The sequence below is a fragment of the Mucilaginibacter lacusdianchii genome (assembly GCF_009770985.1).
Lineage (GTDB): Bacteria > Bacteroidota > Bacteroidia > Sphingobacteriales > Sphingobacteriaceae > Mucilaginibacter > Mucilaginibacter lacusdianchii.
Genome location: NZ_WSRW01000003.1, coordinates 725,220 through 747,565, shown reverse-complemented (window position 1 = coordinate 747,565; position 22,346 = coordinate 725,220). Strand labels below are relative to the sequence as shown.

Genomic DNA, 22,346 nt, shown 5'->3' with positions numbered 1-22,346 from the left:
ATCAATTATTGCTTGCAGCTTCAGTCAATGCTTTTGCAGCCTCAAATACATCAGTAAATGAATTATACAGTGGTACAGGGCTTAAACGTATTACATCTGGCTCTCGCCAATCACCTATTACACCTTTTGTAACTAAGTAATCAAAAATAGCTTTGCCATTACGTTTACAGATTACGGACAACTGTGCGCCACGTTGCGATGCATCGTCAGGCGTGATTATTTTAAATAACTCCTCGCCCTGCCGTTCATTAATTTGCTGTATTAAAAAGGCCAGATAAGCAGTAAGCTTTAAACTTTTTTGGCGTAATGCACTAACACTTCCTGCCTGTTCAAATATGTCTAATGATGCTTTGTGTGCAGCCATCAGCAATATCGGACTAGTGCTCACCTGCCACCCTTCGGCCCCAAACTCGGGTTTGAAACCAGGTTCCATCTGGAAACGGCTTTCGTTGTGATAGCCCCACCAACCTGCAAAACGTTTCAGTTCTGTATTGTCGAAATGTTTTTCATTCACAAATACACCACTGATACCCCCCGGACCGGAGTTCATGTATTTATAAGAACACCAACTAGCAAAATCGGCACCCCACTTATGCAGTTCCAGTGGCACGTTACCCGCTGCATGTGCTAAATCAAACCCTACGTACGCACCTGCTTGATGGCCGGCTTTTGTGATCGTTTCTAAATCAAAAAACTGACCAGTATAGTAATTGATGCCGCTAAATAATACCAGTGCCAGTTCGTTCGCATGCTGTGAAATGGCCTCGGTTATATCCTGAGTACGTAACGTTGCTTCTCCTGGTCGGGGATGTACTTCTATAATTGCATCGTCGGGCGCATAACCATGAAAGCGTACCTGACTCTCTACCGCATATTGATCTGACGGAAAAGCACCGCCTTCCATCAAAATCTTGTACCTTTTTGCGGTAGGTTGATAGAAACTTACCAAGAGCAAATGCAAATTTACGGTAAGTGAATTCATTACCGTTACTTCCTGCGGTAAAGCACCTACTATACGGGCCAAGGGTGCCTTTAATTGCTGATGGTAAGTTAACCACGGCTGCTCGGCCTGAAACCATCCCTCTACCGCATAATCTCGCCAGACCTGTAGTTGCTCAGCAATGTACTGCGATAATGCTTTAGGTTGAAGTCCTAAAGAATTACCACACAAATAAATAGCATCTTTCCCATTATGCTTCGGAAACAAAAATTGGCTCCGAAAATGGCTTAACGGATCCTGTTCATCCAGCTGCGTTGCAAAGGCCAAACTATTTTCAAAATTCATTAGCCAATAATACAAAAAAGGCAGCCTTTACGCTGCCTGCTTATAATCGTAAATGAACAAAGATTAAAGCTGCACCTTGTCATGCTCACCTTCTTCAAAATCTTTACCGGTAATTTTGGATTGTATCCATTTGAACACTATTGCTAATGTTCCGGCGCTATTGTCCCAATACTCCGCATCGGTAATATCCACACGTAACAAAATGAGATTTAAATCTTCTAATCCGTCTGGAAAAAACGATTGTATGTAAGGGTCCCATAAGTCGCGCATTTTGGTGCGATCTTCAACCAACTGGGCTTTACCGTTAATGCTGATATAGGTATCAGCCGAAGCGTTAGAATAAGTAACGTTCACTTTATTTTCGTGAGAAACTTCCGCAACTTTCGGTGTAAATTCTTTGGTAAAAAACCAAAGACTGCCATCTACATCCAGTTGTGCTGTACCCATCGGCCGGCTATGAAAGCCACCATCCAGGGTGTAAGTAGTTAGCATAGCTGTTTTTGATTTATCAATCATGCCGCGCAGCTTCTCAATATTTTCCAATTTTTTTAAATCGTTTTCGTAATCCATGACTCCATTTTTTGTGCTGATTATTTTATATAACCCGCAAAGGCCTTTTTTGATTGCAAAAATTAACGATTAGGTTTGCTTACATACACATTTCCCTTCACATAAAAACGGTAAGGCAACAATGCATCATCACCTGCATAAGCCACGCCAATGCGCTGGCCAGCAGTTACAGCTTCGTCCGGAAAACTCAAACCTTGGTCTTCTATCCACAGCTCGTCACTTTGGTAACTGATGCCATTTAGCTTTCGGCTTATGCCTAATGCCTTGCCCACAGAGCCCGGTCCGGCGGTAATGTTTGGCTTAACCACAGCCATGTTGCGCCGGTACTGCATAATGTCTAATCCAACAGTTGGATTGATAGCCCGAATTAACACAGCATGGGGTTGCCCTTCTACAGAAGTTACTACGTTCAACATTTCGTGAATGCCATAACACAGGTAAACATAAGCCACGCCACCCTGCCTGAACATGGTTTCGGTACGTTGCGTAAGGCGGTTACCAAATGCATGTGAAGCCTTATCTACCGAACCATTATAAGCTTCTGTTTCAACTATATATCCGCCGGCAACTTCACCATCAATTCGGGTAAATAGATACTTGCCGAGCAAATTGCGGGCAACCTCTATCACATTGTTATTTAAATAGAAAGACTCAGGCAGTTTCATCCGTCAGAATAGCTTGAAGAGCAGCACTTACCTGCTCTCCTTTTTTATAAACCATATCATGGGTTCCGCCTTTTATAATATAATCTGCACCTTCAATGTTTTTGTGCGGAAAAATAAAATCGCGGGTTCCCATCAGATGATAAATTTTACCAGGAAGTGGTTTAGGCACCCAGTGCAGTACGGCATGCATGGCCCATTTCATAAATGTTGGCGAGGTACCACTCAGCATACTTTTAAAGAGTCGCCATACTGACTTGGTCATATTACCAAATATGGGTTTAATTAACCATCCCATGTTTACATAAAATTTTAACGGCAATATTTTGTAAACCGGCACTCTTTTAAAGAAAGCAAAGTATTTAGGTATCTCGGCTGGCGACTTGACGCTGGATATAATAATCGCTTTACGTAAAGGAATTAAGCTACTGATTTCTACCGTCATAATTCCACCTAACGAAACGCCTGCCACTATGGAGCCCGCCGTAATTTGATAAATATCAATCAGCTTTTTAGCATAGCTACTGATGGTATCCTGCGATTGGGGTTCAATTCAGTCAACATGAATATATTCATAACCTGGTAGTTTAATGTTATCAAACAAACGCCGGTCGGCTCCTAAGCCGGAAATCAGAAATAGCTTTTCCATCAAAGCTGTAACATCTTCACTAGTTCTTCCAGGTACAGAGCATCTGTTTCGTCAAACTGATCAAGCTCCTCGCTATCTACATCCAACACACCACACACTTGACCATCTTTAAACAAAGGCACTACAATTTCTGATTTAGAAAGCGAGCTACAGGCTATGTGGCCAGGAAATGCTTCTACATCAGGTACAATTAATGTTTTTTGCTGCTGCCATGATGCGCCGCAAACACCTTTGCCCATGCCAATGCGAGTACAAGCAACCGGTCCCTGAAAAGGCCCCAAAACCAATTCATTATTTTTTACCAGATAAAAACCTACCCAAAACCATTTAAACTGCTCTTTAAGCGCAGCGGCAACGTTAGCTAAGTTTGCTGTTAAATCTGTTTCACCGGTAATCAACGCTTCTATCTGCGGTAGCAATGCTTGGTATTGCGCAGCTTTATCGGTAGTTTGTAATATTTTTAAATCTTCGGCCATAGCAGCAAATGTAAACACGTTTGGCAAAAACAAAATAAGGCAAATCTCATATTTAATGTTTTATTTCGCCTGTAAATGATTGTCAGCTTAACCATAGTTCGGTACCGTAAAGCTTTTGTACCTTTTGCCCTGCTGGCTATGGCTATGCATAGGCTGCCACTGGCTTTGCAGAAAGGCTGCACGTTTTGGAAACTATTGGGTTGCGGCCGGCGCGGAAGCTTTGACCTAACGCCCGACTGGCAGCAATGGGGATTACTGGCTTGCTGGGATACCAGAGAAGATTTTGACCACTTCTATAAAACCTCTTTTATTGCCGGTTGGTGGAAAAAACTAACTACCGAAAGCTGGACAATTTTAGCCGAACCGCTGCAAGCTCATGGCTTATGGGATGGCAAAGAGCCATTTGGCAAGCCCGATAAACAAGCCTACACCGGTCCCGTTGCTGTGCTAACAAGAGCCACCATCCATCTTAACAGTTTAAAAAACTTTTGGTCGCACGTAGACGAAGCTGCTACAAACATGGCTTCATCGCATGGGTTTATCACTTCCGTTGGCATAGGTGAAGCACCGGTTTACCGGCAGGCTACCTTTTCGGTTTGGGAAAGTGTAGATGATGTAAAAGCGTTTGCTTACCGTTCGCGCGAACATGCAGAAGTCATTAAAAAAACCCGGAGCGAAAATTGGTACAGCGAAGAGCTATTTGCCCGCTTTAAACCGATTGCCGCCTGGGGTACGCTAAATGGAGCCGATCCGCTAAAAGGACTTATTAAATTTGAAACCCAATGAGAATTATTGCCGAAATACCACACGCTGAATTTAAAGTGTCTATCCTTAACATGAATAATAAATTCATTATCAAGATTGAGCAGGGCGCGTTAGAGCAAATTTATAAAATACCCGACATGGATTTAACTGACGGCGTAAACAGCGTTTTTGAAATTTTGGATGAAGAATTTTACAAAACGGTAGGTGCCCGGTTTATAGATATGCGTAAAGACTTTAAAGATGCTTACCATCGTTATAACTACTAGGCTATTTTTACCTTCCGCCGCGAGTACATCAATCCGGTTATAACCAGAATAGCACCTGCCACACCATAAATGGTTACCTTCTCATGCAGAATAATGACCGCCATGAGGTAACCTAAAACCGGTGTAAGGAACAACCAAGTACCGGCTTTAACCGGATCTTTATGCAGTAAATTTAACCATAAGGCATAGGCTACAACCGATACCGGTATAACCAGCCATGCATATGACAACCAGAAGTTCAGGTTGAGCGTTAAATAGTTACCGCCCTTGTTAAGCAGAACGATAGGTATAAACAGCAATCCGCCTAAAGTAATTTGCCAGGTATTGACTGCCATTTTAGGCAAAGGCAACTCGAATTTCGAAAAACAGATACTTCCGGCCGATAACGCTGTAGTACCTATAACTAGCGCAATCAATCCCTTTAACGTGGCATGACTATCCTGTAAGTTGGGTTTGGCAGCCAGCACCAAACCGGCTATACAAATTACGATACCTATCCACTGCTGAGTAGTTGGCCTTCTCTTAAGGAATATAGCAGATAAGACAATCAAAATTAAGGGGTTAGTTGCCTGCACCAAACTAATTAGTCCGGCTGATACATTTTTGATGGCGATGAGATAGCCGGTCATGTAAACAGTAATATTCAAAACACCCAAGATGAACAGCTTGCCCATTTCATTCCATGTAGGAAACCGCGCGTCTCTTTTCTTAATCACATAAGTATAAATCTGCAAGATTACTGCAACCAGCAAAAAACGCAGTAAGGTCAGCAAAAATGGGTCGACAGACCTTACAGCAAACTTAGTTGCCACCGTAGCTGATGCCCAAAAGACGGCGAAAAATAAACCTTCGGCTATATCCATATCTGTAGTGGCCGATTATAATAATCAGGGGCACAAAGTAACAACATCTCCACCGTGTTTGCTATAATGCGATTTGATTTATATTAATAAGAAGCAGGTGCCGGTTGGTTAACTCTTACATTAACAACAGTGCGGCTAACGTAAGGATATAACGCGATGATGAAGATAACAATAACCAGTATCCAGCTGATGAAGTAATAATAGTCCATTGCATAACGCAGCTGCGCTTGTGCAGTTACCGAACGGTTAAGCAACCCTTTTGCCAAATGTGCGGCCTGATCGGGAGCCATTCCCCTACTGGTTAACAGTTGCCGGTAAGCCGTTACCCTCTGCAAAAACAATGGGTTCGCTTCGGACAGTTCCTGCTGAAAGCGATTGAAATGCGTACTACTCTCTCTTAACTGAAAGTAGTTAATTAACGCAATGCTGCTGCAAAAGCCGGTAAATCTAAAAAACACCCCGGTAGCTGACGCGGTGCCGCCCAAACTTGCCGGAACGGATGAAACCATAAAAAGTATTAGCGGTGTCATGAGCAAGCCGGCACCCAAGCCTTGTATCAATAGCGGAATAATATAAGTTTCGGGGTTAGCTTGCGAGGCAAATAAAAAGCGCATCCATAAATGGAACACCAGTAGTAACATAAAACCGTAAAGCCAAATTAATCTCATTGGCTTTTTCATCACCGTTAGCCTGGAAGATACAATTACGCCTAATAATATGCCCACCATATTGGCGGCCAATATATAGCCTAAATGTATGGGATCTAACCCCATGGCACTGGCAAAGTAAGCTGATGTGATATTTAGCGCACCGCGGCAGATGTATAAAATAAACACTAAAAAGGCGCCGATGATATAATTCTTATATTTGAATACCTCTAAAGACAAATACGGCCTTTTTAATTTAGCCTGCCTTACCACATGCAGTGCTAGTAAAAGCACGATGGCAACTACACTTACGGCAATACGTGTATCTTGAAGCCAGTAGTACTGCTGCCCATAAATCAACACATAACCAATAAGGCACAACGCGAGCGCATAAATCACAAAGCTGGCCCAGTCAACCTGATACAGCGGGAACTTGCGATTAAGGCGTACGTTGTTCATGATTAAAAACAATAACATTGTACCCGGCAGATAAAAGAAGATGATGCCTTTATACAAAACGTTGAAATCATAAGCATCCAGTAGCGGTGCGGTCAATAATGTAGTTAAGGGTGATATCATCAGCAATATGCAATAAAACACCGAGTAACCTATCTCACGCGCTCGCTCGTTGTGCAGCCGGTTAAATATCAGCGTGATACATATACTGGTTGAGGCACAATTCGCCATTCCCTGTATAAAACGAAAAATAAAGAGTTCGTGCAGGTTATGTGCAGAATAACAAATATACGAAGTGATAATTTGAACAAGGGTACTGATAATCAGATACTGCCTTACCGCAATGAAGCTGAAGAAGCGCCGCTCCAACGCAAAAAAACTAGCTACAGCGGCATAAAAAACTACCATAGAATATTGCACATCCGCTGGCTCAATACCGTAGTATCCTGCCGCCGAAGCGCCGTTTGCGGTAGACAGTCCAAACAACGCCATAGAAGGCACCACCACCAACAAGATAACGCTCCTAATTAACCATTCGGGCGCCCACGATCTGAAAACCGGTGTCGGTTTATTGTCCATTGTTTACCTGCTCTTTCCGTACTATTACATTTGCATTCATACCGGCGCGCAACGGGTCTATAACATCACGAGCTTCAGTGAGCCGGATACGGACCGGAATGCGTTGCACAATTTTAACAAAGTTGCCGGTCGAATTATCCGGCGGCAGTAGCGAGAACCGGGAGCCGGTTGCGGGTGATAATGAAATAATACTGCCTTTAAACTTGCGACCGGGAAAAGCATCGGTTTCAATTTCGGCTGCCTGCCCTATGTGCATGTGGCGCACCTGTGTTTCTTTAAAATTAGCAATCACCCATTTACCGGCTTCTTGGTCAACTATAAATGCCAGCGTTTGACCTGCCTGTATAGCCTGACCTTGTTGTATAGTACGGCGCCCCATTTTACCATCGTAAGGTGCCCGGATAATAGTGTAACCCACATCCAGCTTGTTACGGTTCAACACAGCCTGGCGTCTTTTTATCTCCGCCTCTAAAACAGCCCGTTGCACACGGGTATCGTTAACACGAGATAATGAAGTTTGATAATTTTCCAGCGCAGATTGGTAATCTGAACGCGCTACGTTCAAAGCTGTTTCTACGTTTTCCAACTGTTGCTGAGTGGCCGATTCAGCCTCGTACAAACGTTTATAACGAGCGTACTCTTGTTGCTGATGCCACAACCTCGCTTTGGCTGCAGCAATTTGCGACTGGTTTACCTGCGATGCATTGGCAGAAGTTTGCACATTGCTGGCCAACGCTTTCAATTGCGCCTGGGCATTTAACAAAGCCGCTTCAGCTTCTTCCTGCTGCAACTGATACTCACTGTTATCTATGGTAAGTAAGGTATCCCCTTTTTTAACGTCCTGATTTTCCTCATAACGTATTTCGCGGATGTATCCGCTTACGCGCGAGGTAATGGGATTGATGTATTCTTCTACCTGTGCATCATTAGTTTCTTCATACAGGTACAATTGCCAAAGGGAAATAACTCCCCAAACAATAAGTGCTACCAGTATAATACCGGCAATCCATGCGCTTATGCGGGTGATGAGCCGGTCGGTTCGGGTGTATTGATTAGAAGTGGTTGTGCTCATGTTAAATTAGAGGTTGCCTATAACTTTTTGTAATTGATAATACTGCAATTGTGCTGCTATCTGCGCTGATGCCAAATCAAACTGGGTTTGCAACACCTCGGTGTTAGATTGCAACAGATCAGTCACCAGCGATAGTTGATTGAAGTAAGTATTGTTAACAATCCGGGCATTCTCGGTCGCCTGACGGATATTGTTTTGAGCAACCGTGATGCGATCCAACGCCTCTTTATACCGCAGGTAAGCTTCGTTCACCTGCTGGCGAATCATATCCTGTGTATCCTGATGTTCCAGTTCCTGCCGCTGGTACTCCAGTTCGGATGCTTTTACTTTATGCTTGTTATGATAAAAGGAAGATATCGGAAAACTAGCCCTTACACCGGTCATTCCTAAACCGTATAAGGTTGCACCGTACGGATAAAACTGTATTTGCGGATAGCTGTAAGCATAGTTAGCAAACAATCCCAAACGGGGCGACACATTTGCTTTTATATCTTTTACTTGTAAACGCCGCAGTTCAGTTTCCTGCTCGGATATTTTATTCTGATACGATTTTTGAAAGGCCTCGGTTAAATAGTCGCTATAAGACTTAACAACCAAACCTGTACTGTCCTGACTGGTTAGAGGATTAATAGGTGCATCATTAGGCTGACCTATAACGATATTCAACTTTTGATTAGCAATGGCTATATCGTTTTCAATCTGCTCTAGCGTAAGCCTTTGACGCGATAGTTGAAGTTCGGCGCGTAAAGCATCGCTTTTTAATACCACACCGTTCTTTTGTAATACGCGGATACGATCCAGTTGCTTTTCCTGCTCGGCGATGTTGGCTTGCATAAGGCCTTTAAAGATCATACCCCGGCGCAGTTCTAAAAAATACTGTGCGGCTCTGAGCTTTATTTCTGAAACTGTCAACCGCTTTTGCTCTTCCCTGAGGTGTTTAATGGTTTCCTGCTCTTTAATTTTAAGGTTGGTTTTATTACCAGCGTATAGGTTAAATGTGGCATCGCCACCAAAACGGTAATAAGTATGCAGCACGGGATATTGAGTTGGTGTATGGAATAAGCCATTTTCATACATTGGCAAATTACTGACATAAGCATACTCGCCGGCGGCCGTGATTTCGGGTAAACGCTCGGCTTTGGCATCTTTGATTTCCTCTTCGCTGCCCCGAACACTCAACTGTTGCATCTGGATGCTTTTGTTGTATTGCTCGGCCTGATTCCATACCTGTTGTAAAGTGAGTGGCACCGGAGGTGCTGCAACGGCGCTTACCTGAGCCCTACCTGCTTGCCAAGCAGCTATTAGACTCAATATGATTAGTATTTTTTTGAAAGAATAATACATAAAGAATAATGCACAAAATTACCAATCCGGCTTATGGGTAATTTTATCTAACTTGCCTAAAATTTGATTATTCCGGCCAATCCAACGAACGGAAACTATGAGAGAGGAAAACTTAATACTAATAGATAAAAACCCCGATTCGGTATATGTTCTGCACGAAAAGGTAGAAAGGAAATTTTCGTTGCACAGCCACAAAAAAGGCCAATTAACTTACGTACAAGGCGGTATAGCCTACGTGCAGATTGGCGATAATACTTATGTGATACCGGCCCGGCATTTTATATGGATACCTGCCAGGCTAAATCATGTTTTACAGGTACGCCACACCGCAACAGCCATACGCAACTTGTATTTTTATAGTAGTGATGACGGGCGCAATGAGTTTTATGGCCGTATGGGCATATACCCTATTACCAGCCTGTTACATGAAATGATTGTATTTACCGAACAGTGGAATGGCGATATTCAACCTTCGGACGATGGATTCTCGTTTGTAGTTGCCATAAAAACAATCTTACCGCAGCTCGGTGCCAGACACTTACCTATTGTATTACCTACCACGGTAAATGAGCGCATACGGCCAATATTAAATTTTCTTCATAATAATATTGCCCAGCCGTTATCATTACAAAGTGTAAGTGCACACTTTGGACTAAGCGAGCGCACTTTATCCCGGCTGTTTCAATCTACGTTGAGCATTTCTTTTTTGCAATACCTTAAACAGCTACGCATGGTCAAGGCTGTTGAAATGATGCTGCAGGCAGATTTAACTTTAAGCCAGATTGCATTTGCAACGGGTTACAACAGCTTATCGGCATTTAGTAACACCTTTTATCAGCTTACCCAAATGCGGCCTTCCGAATTTGAGCAAGCAATTTTATAAGAAGAAAGACCCGGTTTATCTTGCTTTAAACAAGCCATATTTTAGGATACAGTATATAGCCCTGAAACCATCTTTCCATCCTATCTTTTTACCTTCTTCATAAGTTCGGCCGTAATAGGATATACCCACTTCATAAATACGTATACGTGGCACTCGGGCTATTTTTTGGGTCACTTCGGGCTCAAATCCAAAACGCTTTTCGGTTAAAGCAATACCCTGAATAATTCTGGTATTAAAGAGTTTATAGCATGTTTCCATATCCGTAAGATTTAGGTTGGAAAACATGTTCGAAGCAAACGTAAGCCAGCGGTTACCAATGGTATGCCAAAAGAATAATATGCGGTGGGGATTACTGCCCATAAAGCGCGACCCATAAACCACATCGGCAAAACCATTTACAATCGGTTTTAGCAAGTCGTTATATTCATACGGGTCATATTCCAAGTCGGCATCCTGAATAATCAGGTACTCTCCTGTTGCTTTAGATATCCCGGTATGTAAAGCAGCCCCTTTACCTTTATTCACCTCGTGCTTAAAATACTGGATATCCATATCGGGGTTTGATGCTTTATAAAGTGCGATGGCATCTTCGGTATCATCTTTAGAGCAGTCGTTAACAATGATGATTTCTTTACGGATATTATTGATCAGCTCAACGGCCTTTACTTTATCTAAAATCAGATGTATGGTTCTGCCTTCGTTGTAGGCCGGTATTACTATAGATAGCTTTGTTATGATCATAGGCTGAGCTTGAAAACGAGTTTCCAGTAATGTATAAAGGTCACTCACGATTAATAGTGCAAACTTAAAAAAAGAAAATATATTGCCTAATGGCACCATCTCCAAGCATAAATCAAGGTATTTAAGATTATTTTCAATGTGGTTCAAAGGCAAATTGCCGTTTAGTTAATATTAAATCGTTTAAATTGTGTTATTTTGCGTCTGTTTTTGAGGATGCCCCTGATGCTGGAGAACTTAGATTTTCAAAATGTAATGGTAATCGATATCGAAACTGTGCCACAGTACAGCAGTTACGATCAATTGCCTGCACCTATGCAAAAGCTTTGGGCAGATAAAACCAAACGTCAGCGGAATGATGAAACACCGGAAGAGTTTTATAAATGCGCTGGCATTTTGGCTGAGTTCGGCAAAATCATCTGCATATCGGCCGGAATATTTACCAACAGCCACGGCTTACGGGTAAAATCATTTGCATCGCACGACGAAGCTTCGCTGCTGCAAAAATTTGCAGACCTATTAAACGGCATGTCCGAAAAATTGATTCTGGTAGGCCACAACGCCAAAGAATTTGATTTTCCTTACATCTGCCGAAGGATGCTTATCAACCGAATTAAGCTGCCTAAGCAACTAGATATTTCATGTAAGAAGCCATGGGAGATTTGCCACATGGACACCATGGAGATGTGGAAGTTTGGCGACTTTAAAAATTACACCTCGCTTAGCCTATTGGCTGCTATATTTGGTATTCCAACACCTAAGGACGATATTGACGGCAGCATGGTTGCCGACGTTTATTGGATTAACAACGAGTTGGATCGCATTTGCACATACTGCCAAAAAGATGTAGTAACAACCGCGCAATTGCTTAAACGCTTTAAAGGCGATGAACTTTTGGAAGACGATAACATCACTATTGTTAGTCAATAACCTGTCAGTTTAAAACCTTTTTCGATAAACACTGTCATCAACCTTCAAATTTCACTTATATTGAGCGTGCATCTGCACTATGCTTTCAGTTAATCATTTACACATACAATTCAAAACACAAGCCGGGTTATTCGACGCTGTAAAAGGTATATCGTTTAATTTACCAAAAGGTAAAACCTTGGGTATCGTAGGCGAGTCGGGATCGGGCAAATCGGTAACAGCTTTAGCTATTATGCGTTTGCTCGACGAACAACGCAGCCTTATCAATGGCCAAATTACATTCGCTGGCAATGACTTGTACAGGTTAACCGAAAAAGAAATGCGGAATTTGCGCGGCAACCGGATGGCTATGATTTTTCAGGAACCGATGACTTCCCTGAATCCGGTAATTACCTGCGGCAAGCAAATTACAGAAGCCATACGCCAGCATCAGCGTTTAAGCAAAGCTGCTGCGCGCCAGGCGGCAATTAATTTTTTTAAAGAGGTGCAGCTTCCGCGACCGGAAAGTATGTTTGACAGCTACCCACACCAACTCTCCGGTGGCCAACGCCAGCGGGTGATGATTGCCATGGCGCTGAGTTGTGATCCCGACCTGCTTATTGCTGATGAACCAACTACCGCGTTGGATGTTACTGTACAAAAAACCATCATAGACCTGCTGCTTAAAATAAAGCAGGAACGTGATATGAGTCTGCTTTTTATATCGCATGATTTAGGTGTAGTTAGTCAGATTGCAGATGAAGTATTGGTGATGTATAAAGGCGCAGCTATAGAACAAGGGCCGGTTCAACCGCTATTTACCCATCCGCAACACCCCTACACCAAAGCTTTGCTAGCTAGCCGCCCTTCTCCTTCTCATCAGTTGAAGAATCTTCCTGTACTGGCCGACTTCTTAATAGTTGGAGAACGGGATGAATTAACCAGCACAGGTGTTACCATTGATGATATCAGGGTGCAACAATCTTACACCGGGGTTGAGATAAATCAACATAAACAGCAGATATACAGCAATCAACCAATACTTAACATTAAAAATTTATGCACTTGGTTTCCGGTTAAATCCGGCTGGTTTTCATCTGGAAAACATTATATCAAAGCAGTGAATGACATTACCTTTGAAGTTTATCCGGGCGAAACGCTGGGCCTGGTTGGTGAATCAGGTTCGGGTAAAACTACTTTAGGACGTAGCATACTGCGGCTAATTGAACCCACATCAGGCCAAATTGAATTTAACGGTGTGAATCTATTGCAGTTGAATGCAACCGACCTACGCAAAATGCGTAAGCAAATACAAATTATATTTCAAGATCCTTACTCGTCTTTAAATCCCCGGTTTACCGTTGGTCAACAATTGATGGAACCTATGCAAGTACATGGCCTGCATCAAAATGACAATCAGCGTCGGCAAAAGGCATTGGAATTACTGGAACGTGTAAATTTGCTGCCAGAACATTTTAACCGCTATCCGCACGAGTTTTCGGGCGGGCAAAGGCAACGTATTGTGATAGCGCGGGCGCTGGCCCTGGAACCAAAATTCATCATTTGTGATGAATCCGTATCTGCGCTAGATGTATCTGTTCAGGCACAAATTTTAAATTTGCTGCGCAAACTACAAAGAGATTTGGGGCTAACTTACATTTTCATATCGCATGATTTGTCGGTGATTAAACATATATCCGACAGAATTATGGTAATCAATAAAGGGCAAATTGAAGAAATTGCACCAACTGAGCAATTGTACAACCATCCACAAACTGCGTACACCCGGAAACTTATTGCATCCATTCCTCAAATAGACCTAAAGAGTCGTTAACGTCTCCTTTATCAAACTTTATTTTTATTTAAAATAAAATTGCACTTCGGTTGTTAAGCTTAGGTAAACAGGCTATTACTCGGCTTAATTAGCTTAGGTTATGTATATTAGCCCCATCACCAATTATCTATGTCAAAGAAAAAAACAACGTCATCATCAATAAAACACGTACTTAGTCAGTTAGTAATCAACGTTTTTGAAAAGAATGACAACGCAATATTAAACTATAAGCAGGTATCATCTCGGCTTAACATCGACGATGCAGAATCCCGCAAAACCATATTGGAGATACTTAAGGAAGAAACTAAAAAGGAAACTTTGAAAGAAGTTGCTCCGGGTAAATTCCAATTATTGGAACTCAAAACCTTTACTGAAGGCCGGGTGGATATGACAACCGATGGCTCGGCGTTTATTGTTACCGACGACGAATTTGAAAACGACATTTATGTTGCCCCACGTAAATTACGCACTGCCTTGCATGGCGACCGTGTAAAAATTTATGTTTATGCCAAAAGCAAAGGCAAGCGCAAAGAGGGCGAAGTGGTAGAAATATTGCAGCGATCCAAAATGGAGTTTACCGGCATTGTAAAAATGTCGGAACGCTTTGCATTTTTGGTTCCCGATGACCGTAAAATGTTGCAAGATATTTTTATTCCATTAGGCGATTTGAACGGTGCTAAAAATGGCATGAAGGCGATTGCCGAAATTACTGAGTGGCCAGCTGATGCCAAAAATCCGGTAGGTCGCATCAAAAATGTATTAGGTGTTCAGGGTGAGAACAACACCGAGATGAACGCGATTTTGGCCGATTACGGATTCCCACTATCTTTCCCTGATGAGGTAGAACGCGAATCGGAAGCGATACCCGAAGAAATTACCGAAGAGGAAATAGCTAAACGCCGAGATTTTAGAGACGTCATCACGTTCACCATTGACCCGGTAGACGCTAAAGACTTTGATGATGCCCTGTCATTCAAAGCGCTTGAAAATGGAAATTTCGAAATAGGTATTCACATTGCTGATGTATCACATTATATCATTCCCGATTCGGCGCTTGATAAAGAAGCTTATGAACGTGCTACTTCCGTATACCTGGTTGACCGCGTGATACCCATGCTTCCCGAGCGCCTGTCGAACGGCTTATGCTCGCTGAGGCCTAACGAAGATAAGCTTTGCTTTGCCGCCGTATTTGAAATGGATACTGAAGGCCGGGTACTAACAGAATGGTTTGGCAAAACCATTATTCACTCTAACCGTCGCTTTGCGTACGAAGAGGTACAGGAAATTATTGAAGCCGGTGAAGGTGACTACGCTCAAGAAATAAAACAATTGAATGAAATAGCCTACAAACTGCGCGAGCAAAAATTTAAGCATGGTGCCATCAGCTTTGAAAGTACGGAAGTTAAATTTAAACTGGATGAACAGGGTAAACCTATAGGCGTGTATGTTAAAGAACGTAAGGATGCTCACAAACTGATTGAAGATTTCATGTTGCTGGCCAATCGAAAAGTAGCCGAGTTTGTAAGCAAAAAAGGAAAAGGTAAAAAGAAATATGCCTTTGTATACCGTGCCCACGACGCGCCTAATCCCGAAACCTTGGGTAACTTTGCACAGTTTGCGGCCCGCTTCGGGTACCGAATTAACATGAAATCGGACAGGGAAATTGCCAAGTCGTTAAACCACCTGATGAAGGATGTGGAAGGCAAAAAAGAACAGAATGTATTAACACAATTGGCCATCCGGTCAATGGCTAAAGCTATTTATACTACCAAAAGCAGCAGCCACTACGGATTAGCATTTGACCATTATACACACTTTACCTCGCCAATACGCCGTTACCCGGACGTGATGTCTCACCGTTTATTATTTCACTATTTGAACGGAGGGCAATCGGCCAATGCCGAACATTATGAGGTGTTGTGTAAGCACAGTTCTGAAATGGAAAAGAAAGCGGCTGATGCCGAACGCGCTTCGGTGAAATACAAACAGGCCGAATACTTGCAGGATAATATAGGTTCAATGTTTAACGGCGTAATTTCCGGCGTAACTGAATGGGGTATGTATGTGCAAATTATCGAAAATAACTGCGAAGGTATGATCAGGCTGCGCGATATATCAGATGACTTTTATACCTTAGACGAGAAAAACTACGCCATTATAGGGCAACGCAAAAAGAAAGTTTATCAACTGGGCGATGAAGTCCGGATAAAAGTAAAAAACGTAGATCTGGTAAAAAGACAAATAGATTTTACGTTGGTGCTGGATTAATTTTCTATTACAGCGCCCCTAATCATTTATGAATACATTAAAAAACTTGCAGCTACTGATAGAGAAAGGTGTTAACGATTTAAAATTCCCGTTACAACCAGCTGAACTATATGAGCCGATTACCTACATATTAGCATTAGGCGGTAAACGCTTGCGCCCTGCCCTGTTGTTGATGGCTTGCGATATGTTTGGTGGTGATACAACATCAGCTGTGCCACCAGCCTTAGCTATTGAAGTATTTCACAACTTTACCTTGGTGCACGATGATATCATGGACAATGCGCCCTTGCGCCGCGGCCGTGCTACCGTACACGAAAAGTGGAATACCAACGTAGGCATCTTATCCGGTGACGTCATGCTGGTAGAGGCCTACAAGCTAATAATGCAGGTTGAGAATAGCATACTTAGGGATGTGCTTGATATCTTTAACACTACAGCAGTAGGCGTTTGCGAAGGGCAGCAGTTTGACATGAACTTTGAGCGTCAAACTGATGTACAAATTGATGCCTACCTGAATATGATTCGCTTAAAAACAGCGGTGCTGCTAGGTGGTGCATTAAAAATTGGTGCTCTGATTGGTGGTGCTGCTGCGCAGGATGCTGAATTGCTTTATACTTTTGGCGAGCAATTAGGTATTGCCTTCCAATTGCAAGATGATATTTTAGATGTGTATGGCGACCCGGATAAATTTGGCAAGCAGGTAGGTGGCGACATTATTTCTAACAAGAAAACTTATCTACTTATTAAAGCCATTGAACTGGCCCAAGGCCAACAAGCGCTGGAATTGCTTATGTGGCTTAATAATGATAATTGCGACAACCTTAAAAAGATTACCGCTGTTACCAACATATACAATCAATTGCAGGTAAGACAATATGCTGAGCAAGCCATGCATGAATTTATTAATAAAGCTTTTGAAGCCTTACATAAGATAAAGCTACCTTTTGAACAAAAGCAGCAACTTCATGACTTTGCAGAAGGACTAATGATGAGAGAAAATTAGTTAAACTTTAAAAGATAGCTGGTTGAAAAAGCTTTTAATTTCTTTAGCATTCATTGTAAGTACTTTTGGAGCAAAAGCACAAACCGATATATTTGGAGATGTTTATCTGTATGCTGATAAAATATATCCTTCCGCAGATTGGGTATCGAAATTTAACAAATTTTTAAACAAGAACTTAAAGCCGCTGAAACAAGTAACTATTGATGGAACAACAGCCGAAATAGTTGTGCAACTTGAAGTTGAACCAGACGGAAAAATAACGGCTGTAAGGATAAGCAAAAGTTTATCTTCTGATGGTGATGCAGAAGTACTGCGAGTTGTGAAATTGTTTGCGCGAAAAAAGCCAATAAGCGGACTTATTGATTCCAACAATACGCAAAAAACTGTTGTTACTATTCCTATTCAATTACCAGTTTCTTTAAAAAACAGATAAACTAAAAAGCCCGTATCATTTGATACGGGCTTTTTTATGTTATTAGTTGACTGAGAAATTACTCAGCTACAACTTCTTCACCTTCAGTAGCAGTTTCTGCTTGTGGTGCTTCTTCAGTTACAACAGCGTTTTTAGCTTTACCATTAGTTGGAGCAGCAACAGCAGCAGCTTCAGTGTTTACGTTTACAACTGGTTTGGTTGCTACGGCAACGTCAGCAGTTTCGAAAGGTAATACTGATACATATGAACGGTTATCAGCTTTCTTTTTGAAAACTACCTGACCGTCGATCAAAGCAAATAAAGTATGGTCACGACCGATACCTACGTTTTGACCTGGATTATGGCGGGTACCACGCTGACGAACGATGATATTACCAGCAATTGCAGGCTGACCACCGAAAATTTTGATACCTAGACGTTTACTATGCGATTCGCGGCCGTTCTTGGAACTACCCGCTCCTTTTTTGTGTGCCATGTTTTAATATTGTTATGAAACTGCAAAAACAGCTTCGGCGTTAAACCTTAAATTATAATGTAATACCAGTAATGCTAATTTTAGTGAATTGCTGACGGTGGCCATTTTTCTTTTTGTAGCCTTTTCTTCTTTTCTTTTTGAAAATAAGAACTTTTTCACCTTTTACATGAGACACGATTGTGGCCGATACTTTAGCACCTTGTAAAGCGCTACCTAAGGTGAATTTACCTTCGTTTTCAGCTAACAATACTTTGTCAAATTCAATACTAGCGCCCTCATCTCCTTGTAGGCGGTGTACAAAGAGGTGCTGGTCTTTTGCAACTTTAAATTGCTGTCCGGCTATATCTACTATTGCGTACATTGTTTGTTATTTAATTGTTTAAAAATTTGAGGTGCAAATATAAAAATACTTATTTATAAAAGCAACGCCATAAGTACAAATAAGCTAACTATTAAATCAGCTTATTGTGCCGCCCTTTTTGAACGGACTTCTGCTTCTTCCAGTTTTTTCTGAATTTCTTTAATCAGCCTTTCGTTAGCATCTTTTAAAGAACGGTCACCATCATAAGCGGCATCAAAAATCACTTTCTTGGTTTTGTTTTTATAAACAAATTCCATGAGGTAATGGGGCGTTTTTTCGGAAGGCGATTTCTTAGATGAGTTTTCCTCTACAGTTGGGAAATTCCAGAAACCTAAGTCGGCTGCTTTACGATGCAGATACAACAGGTCGTCTTTATTTAATTTCAATTTGGTAACTTTCAATTCGTCATGGTTATTCAGATATTGATAAGCTCCGGTTTTAGAATTGTATTTATTAATTAAGCTATCGCCGTTACCATATTCAAAGCGCAGGTATTGAAAGTCAGAAAAACGATAAGGCGCATTCTTGATCATCATACCGTAATAATACACGCAATACAATAACAGCGGCACTACCACACTGGCAATCAGAAACATTTTTTTTGATTTGTCGGACATGAGGGTTTAATTGTTAAATAAGGGTACAAATATACAGATTGTACAACGGCGATTGCAGGTATTACACAATCCTTACGTCATGCAAAATTACTTTTGCAGCTCCCCCTCCCATTTACTAACCACTGCAGTAGCCATGGCGTTACCTAAAACGTTGGTAGCCGAGCGGCCCATATCTAATAACGGGTCTATGCCAATCAGTAAAGCCAATCCGGCTTCAGGGATATTAAACATAGCTATAGTACCGGCAATTACCACCAGCGAAGCACGTGGCACACCAGCAACGCCCTTACTGGTAAGCATCAGTACCAACAGCATCGACAGTTGCTGCTCAAAAGAAAGATGGATACCGTATGATTGTGCCAGGAACAACGAAGCAAAAGTCATGTACATCATTGAGCCATCCAGGTTAAACGAGTAACCCAGCGGTAACACAAAACTTACAATTTTATTATTACAGCCAAACCGTTCCAGCTCCATTAAAATACGGGGATAAGCGGCCTCACTGGTTGAGGTACTGAAAGCAATAAGCATCGCATCCTTAATTCGGTTAATTAAAGTAAAAGCTCTTTTACCTAAAACAAAAAAGCCAGCCAGCAAAATAACCAGCCACAACATTACTAACGAGAAATAAAACTCACCTATAAAAATGGCATAGGTAGATATAATACCCAATCCCTGTTTTGCAATAACAGCGGTTATGGCACCAAACACGGCCAATGGCGCCAGTTGCATCACATAGCCGGTTATTTTAAGGATAACATGCGCAAAAGCATCCATCGCTTTAATAACGATGTCGCCCTTTTCGCCGATGGCAGCGGTGGCTACGCCAAAAAATAGCGCAAATACCACAATCTGTAATATTTCATTATTGGCCATCGACTCAATGAAGCTTTTAGGAAATACGTGGCTCACAAAGTCGCGCAGTGATAAAGCCGATTTTTGTATACCAGTACTTAAATGACTATCAGGCAACGGAATATGCATGTTTTCGCCCGGTCTAAAAAAGTTAACCAGTACCATCCCTAACAATAAGGAAACCAATGTAGCACTCAAAAACCAAAGCATGGTTTTGCCACCAATGCGGCCAACTGCTTTAATGTCGCCAACCTTGGCTACACCAACTACCAGTGTGGTAAATACCAGGGGGGCAACAATCATTTTAATAAGACGTAAAAATATATCGCTTAAAATGCTGAACCAAACCAGTTTATCCTCACGCTTGATATCCGCTTCTTTTTTCAACTTCAACTGAGCAACGCGCTCAGCTTTCAATGTTTGGAAAGGTGCAGAAGTGGTATCTTTTAATTTTATTATTTGATCGTCTATTTTTTTTAAGGTTTTATCGGCTACTTCAATCTTTTTGTTGTAATCATTAATTACCTGTTGGTTATATATATAGCCGGCAACAATGCCTAAAATGAGAGCAATAAAAATATAAAGCGTGAGTTTATTTTTTTTCATGTAACAGTTTGAATGGCTAAACTACAACAATTTGCTATTTTGCTGAAATTTTTGATGAATGCATGGGTGTTAATACCTACAACTTACAAGCTATAAAAAAAGAACTGCAGCACCTGAGTGGCCCGCAAATGGCCGACCTGTGCCTACGCCTTGCTAAGTATAAGAAAGAAAACAAAGAGCTGCTTTCCTACTTAATGTTCGAAGCTGACAATGACACGGTTTACACAGAAAACGTGAAGCAGGAAGTAGATGGTATGTTTGGCAGTTTGCTTAAACACAGCTATTATGCGGCCAAAGGGCTACGAAAAATTTTGAAGCTAATTAATAAGCATGTGAAGTTTATGGCATCGAAACCGGCCGAAATTGAGTTGTTAATTCATTATTGCCGAAATTATATACAACATGTAGACCTGCGTACAGGATACAAACCGCTCAGACAGCTTCTCATTAAACAATTAGAAAAAACTAGCAAACTCATTGGCGCGCTGCACGAAGACTTGCAATTTGACCATCGGCACGAGTTTGAAAGCGTTGTACAACAGGCCGACGAAAAGATAAGTTGGATAGATAAGCGGGATTTTGTGTAACAAACGCAATCATATTTGCATCTAACATCCAAAAACTAAATTACAAGTGGCTGCTAAAGACGATGCCTTCAGGCAAATATTTGAATCGAATTCCAAGAAAATATATCGTTTGTGCTACGGTTACACCGGAGATGAAGACGCCGCCAACGACCTGCTGCAGGAAACGTTTGTAAAAGTTTGGCAAAACCTGGATAAGTTCAGGAACAAGGCCATGATATCAACATGGATTTATCGTATTGCGGTAAACACCTGCTTAACATACTTACGGTCGGAAAAACGACAAGCTAAAGAAGAGCTGACCCCTCAAATGGCCGAAACACATCGCGAAGAGTTTTCAGAAAAAAATGAACAGGTAGCCTTGCTGTACAAGTGTATAGCCAAGCTCGAAGAATCAGAAAGGATTATAATTACTATGGTACTGGACGAGATGCCTTATCCTGAAATTGCAGAAATTTCGGGTATATCCGAGGGCAATCTGCGGGTAAAAATTTATCGTATAAAACAAAAGCTAACCGATCTATATAACCACTATGAAAGACTTTGATCATTTACTATCGGTTTGGCAAGCACAACCCAAACCTGATAAGCTGGAAGTTGACCGCGTACTAAAACAGGTAAAAAAAGGTACCGGCGACTTGAGCCGAAAACTGATGTGGAATATTACTGGTATGCTTACTACCACAGGAATATTACTAGCCATTATTTTGTTTTTGCCTTTTGAGTACTGGACTACGTATGCTGGCGGCTTCACAATTATATTAGCTGTAATTATATGCACCTGTTTAATGATAAGAGATTACCGCATATTAACTAAACACGATGTAACCATAGCACCAGGCGAATACTTGCAAAGCCTGCAAGAATACCAGCGTGGGCGGGCACGGATGTATGGCTGGATTTATTATATATTTACATTAATGCTCAGCATCGGCTTATCCCTCTACTTTTTTGAGGTATTAAGTGCCCTATCGCCCAAAGCTAAAATTATTGCGTATACCGGGAATATTGCTTGGTTGTTGTTTATTACGTTTTACCTAAAAGACAGAATATTTAAACGTGAACAGGAAAAGTTAAACTTAATGATAGAGCGTTTAACACGTTTGCAAAACCAGTTCGAGTAATCAATTTTAAAATTGCTTTAAA

At 41.6% G+C, this 22,346-nt stretch carries 25 protein-coding genes; 11 read left to right on the top strand and 14 right to left on the bottom strand.

What is annotated here, in order from left to right; translation table 11 throughout:
• Position 1: 1 nt before the first annotated feature.
• The 5 genes from kynU to GPM24_RS16745 form a co-directional block, all read right to left on the bottom strand.
• On the bottom strand, positions 2–1,285 hold the full coding sequence (kynU, locus tag GPM24_RS16765; RefSeq protein WP_158828258.1) for a kynureninase: 1,284 nt from the start codon (positions 1,283–1,285) through the stop codon (positions 2–4).
• A gap of 63 nt (positions 1,286–1,348) precedes the next feature.
• Positions 1,349–1,855, bottom strand: a complete 507-nt coding sequence (locus GPM24_RS16760; RefSeq protein ID WP_158828257.1) for a pyridoxamine 5'-phosphate oxidase family protein — start codon at positions 1,853–1,855, stop codon at positions 1,349–1,351.
• A 62-nt stretch (positions 1,856–1,917) separates the two neighbouring features.
• Positions 1,918–2,520, bottom strand: coding sequence for a DNA-3-methyladenine glycosylase (locus tag GPM24_RS16755; RefSeq protein WP_158828256.1), 603 nt, complete (start codon positions 2,518–2,520; stop codon positions 1,918–1,920).
• The gene (locus GPM24_RS16750; RefSeq protein ID WP_158828255.1) at positions 2,507–2,962 is read right to left on the bottom strand and encodes a hypothetical protein; all 456 of its coding nucleotides are present in this window, start codon (positions 2,960–2,962) and stop codon (positions 2,507–2,509) included. The genes GPM24_RS16755 and GPM24_RS16750 overlap by 14 nt, the downstream gene beginning before the upstream one ends.
• Before the next feature lie 203 nt (positions 2,963–3,165).
• The gene (locus GPM24_RS16745) at positions 3,166–3,642 is read right to left on the bottom strand and encodes a free L-methionine (R)-S-oxide reductase MsrC (protein WP_158828254.1); all 477 of its coding nucleotides are present in this window, start codon (positions 3,640–3,642) and stop codon (positions 3,166–3,168) included.
• A gap of 75 nt (positions 3,643–3,717) precedes the next feature.
• Here GPM24_RS16745 and GPM24_RS16740 point away from each other — a divergent pair, with 75 nt between their 5' ends.
• Entirely contained in the window at positions 3,718–4,428 is a 711-nt protein-coding gene (locus GPM24_RS16740; protein WP_158828253.1) for a DUF3291 domain-containing protein, read from the top strand.
• The gene (locus GPM24_RS16735; protein WP_158828252.1) at positions 4,425–4,673 is read left to right on the top strand and encodes a hypothetical protein; all 249 of its coding nucleotides are present in this window, start codon (positions 4,425–4,427) and stop codon (positions 4,671–4,673) included. Before GPM24_RS16740 ends, GPM24_RS16735 begins: the two co-directional genes overlap by 4 nt.
• On the opposite strand, the gene GPM24_RS16730 is transcribed toward GPM24_RS16735, so the two are convergent.
• The 4 genes from GPM24_RS16730 to GPM24_RS16715 all read right to left on the bottom strand — a co-directional run bounded on the left by GPM24_RS16730 (position 4,670) and on the right by GPM24_RS16715 (position 9,601).
• The gene (locus tag GPM24_RS16730; protein WP_158828251.1) at positions 4,670–5,536 is read right to left on the bottom strand and encodes a DMT family transporter; all 867 of its coding nucleotides are present in this window, start codon (positions 5,534–5,536) and stop codon (positions 4,670–4,672) included. The two genes, GPM24_RS16735 and GPM24_RS16730, sit on opposite strands and share 4 nt — an antisense overlap.
• Before the next feature lie 83 nt (positions 5,537–5,619).
• The gene (locus GPM24_RS16725) at positions 5,620–7,218 is read right to left on the bottom strand and encodes an MFS transporter (RefSeq protein ID WP_158828250.1); all 1,599 of its coding nucleotides are present in this window, start codon (positions 7,216–7,218) and stop codon (positions 5,620–5,622) included.
• A complete protein-coding gene (locus tag GPM24_RS16720; RefSeq protein ID WP_158828249.1) occupies positions 7,208–8,290 on the bottom strand; it encodes an HlyD family secretion protein in 1,083 nt (360 codons plus the stop codon). The genes GPM24_RS16725 and GPM24_RS16720 overlap by 11 nt, the downstream gene beginning before the upstream one ends.
• Positions 8,291–8,296: 6 nt before the next feature.
• Positions 8,297–9,601 carry a TolC family protein gene (locus GPM24_RS16715; protein ID WP_233268884.1) on the bottom strand — a complete coding sequence of 435 codons (1,305 nt, stop codon included), beginning with the start codon at positions 9,599–9,601 and terminating at the stop codon, positions 8,297–8,299.
• A 130-nt stretch (positions 9,602–9,731) separates the two neighbouring features.
• Here GPM24_RS16715 and GPM24_RS16710 point away from each other — a divergent pair, with 130 nt between their 5' ends.
• A complete protein-coding gene (locus GPM24_RS16710; RefSeq protein ID WP_158828247.1) occupies positions 9,732–10,517 on the top strand; it encodes a helix-turn-helix domain-containing protein in 786 nt (261 codons plus the stop codon).
• Positions 10,518–10,532: 15 nt separating this feature from the next.
• On the opposite strand, the gene GPM24_RS16705 is transcribed toward GPM24_RS16710, so the two are convergent.
• Positions 10,533–11,258, bottom strand: coding sequence for a glycosyltransferase family 2 protein (locus tag GPM24_RS16705; RefSeq protein WP_158828246.1), 726 nt, complete (start codon positions 11,256–11,258; stop codon positions 10,533–10,535).
• A 222-nt stretch (positions 11,259–11,480) separates the two neighbouring features.
• Here GPM24_RS16705 and GPM24_RS16700 point away from each other — a divergent pair, with 222 nt between their 5' ends.
• The 5 genes from GPM24_RS16700 to GPM24_RS16680 all read left to right on the top strand — a co-directional run bounded on the left by GPM24_RS16700 (position 11,481) and on the right by GPM24_RS16680 (position 17,702).
• Positions 11,481–12,185, top strand: coding sequence for a 3'-5' exonuclease (locus tag GPM24_RS16700; RefSeq protein ID WP_158828245.1), 705 nt, complete (start codon positions 11,481–11,483; stop codon positions 12,183–12,185).
• A gap of 79 nt (positions 12,186–12,264) precedes the next feature.
• Positions 12,265–13,998 carry an ABC transporter ATP-binding protein gene (locus GPM24_RS16695; protein ID WP_158828244.1) on the top strand — a complete coding sequence of 578 codons (1,734 nt, stop codon included), beginning with the start codon at positions 12,265–12,267 and terminating at the stop codon, positions 13,996–13,998.
• 129 nt (positions 13,999–14,127) lie between these two features.
• Positions 14,128–16,266 (top strand): ribonuclease R, encoded by a 2,139-nt coding sequence (rnr, locus tag GPM24_RS16690; RefSeq protein ID WP_158828243.1) that lies wholly within the window; start codon positions 14,128–14,130, stop codon positions 16,264–16,266.
• 28 nt (positions 16,267–16,294) lie between these two features.
• Positions 16,295–17,269, top strand: coding sequence for a polyprenyl synthetase family protein (locus GPM24_RS16685; RefSeq protein ID WP_158828241.1), 975 nt, complete (start codon positions 16,295–16,297; stop codon positions 17,267–17,269).
• Between the two features lie 22 nt (positions 17,270–17,291).
• Positions 17,292–17,702 carry an energy transducer TonB family protein gene (locus GPM24_RS16680; protein ID WP_158828239.1) on the top strand — a complete coding sequence of 137 codons (411 nt, stop codon included), beginning with the start codon at positions 17,292–17,294 and terminating at the stop codon, positions 17,700–17,702.
• Between the two features lie 58 nt (positions 17,703–17,760).
• On the opposite strand, the gene rpmA is transcribed toward GPM24_RS16680, so the two are convergent.
• From rpmA to GPM24_RS16660, 4 genes are all read right to left on the bottom strand, one after another.
• The gene (gene rpmA / locus GPM24_RS16675; protein ID WP_158828237.1) at positions 17,761–18,177 is read right to left on the bottom strand and encodes a 50S ribosomal protein L27; all 417 of its coding nucleotides are present in this window, start codon (positions 18,175–18,177) and stop codon (positions 17,761–17,763) included.
• A 52-nt stretch (positions 18,178–18,229) separates the two neighbouring features.
• On the bottom strand, positions 18,230–18,538 hold the full coding sequence (gene rplU / locus GPM24_RS16670) for a 50S ribosomal protein L21 (RefSeq protein ID WP_158828235.1): 309 nt from the start codon (positions 18,536–18,538) through the stop codon (positions 18,230–18,232).
• Between the two features lie 101 nt (positions 18,539–18,639).
• Positions 18,640–19,155, bottom strand: a complete 516-nt coding sequence (locus tag GPM24_RS16665; RefSeq protein WP_158828233.1) for a hypothetical protein — start codon at positions 19,153–19,155, stop codon at positions 18,640–18,642.
• Between the two features lie 87 nt (positions 19,156–19,242).
• Positions 19,243–20,616 (bottom strand): dicarboxylate/amino acid:cation symporter, encoded by a 1,374-nt coding sequence (locus GPM24_RS16660; protein ID WP_158828230.1) that lies wholly within the window; start codon positions 20,614–20,616, stop codon positions 19,243–19,245.
• 62 nt (positions 20,617–20,678) lie between these two features.
• Here GPM24_RS16660 and GPM24_RS16655 point away from each other — a divergent pair, with 62 nt between their 5' ends.
• From GPM24_RS16655 to GPM24_RS16645, 3 genes are read left to right on the top strand one after another with little or no spacing between them, the layout of a single operon-like run.
• A complete protein-coding gene (locus tag GPM24_RS16655) occupies positions 20,679–21,203 on the top strand; it encodes a hypothetical protein (RefSeq protein WP_158828228.1) in 525 nt (174 codons plus the stop codon).
• 46 nt (positions 21,204–21,249) lie between these two features.
• Positions 21,250–21,747: an RNA polymerase sigma factor gene (locus tag GPM24_RS16650; RefSeq protein WP_158828226.1), complete on the top strand. Its 498-nt coding sequence runs from the start codon at positions 21,250–21,252 to the stop codon at positions 21,745–21,747.
• Positions 21,734–22,324 carry a hypothetical protein gene (locus tag GPM24_RS16645; RefSeq protein ID WP_158828224.1) on the top strand — a complete coding sequence of 197 codons (591 nt, stop codon included), beginning with the start codon at positions 21,734–21,736 and terminating at the stop codon, positions 22,322–22,324. The genes GPM24_RS16650 and GPM24_RS16645 overlap by 14 nt, the downstream gene beginning before the upstream one ends.
• Positions 22,325–22,346 lie beyond the last annotated feature (22 nt).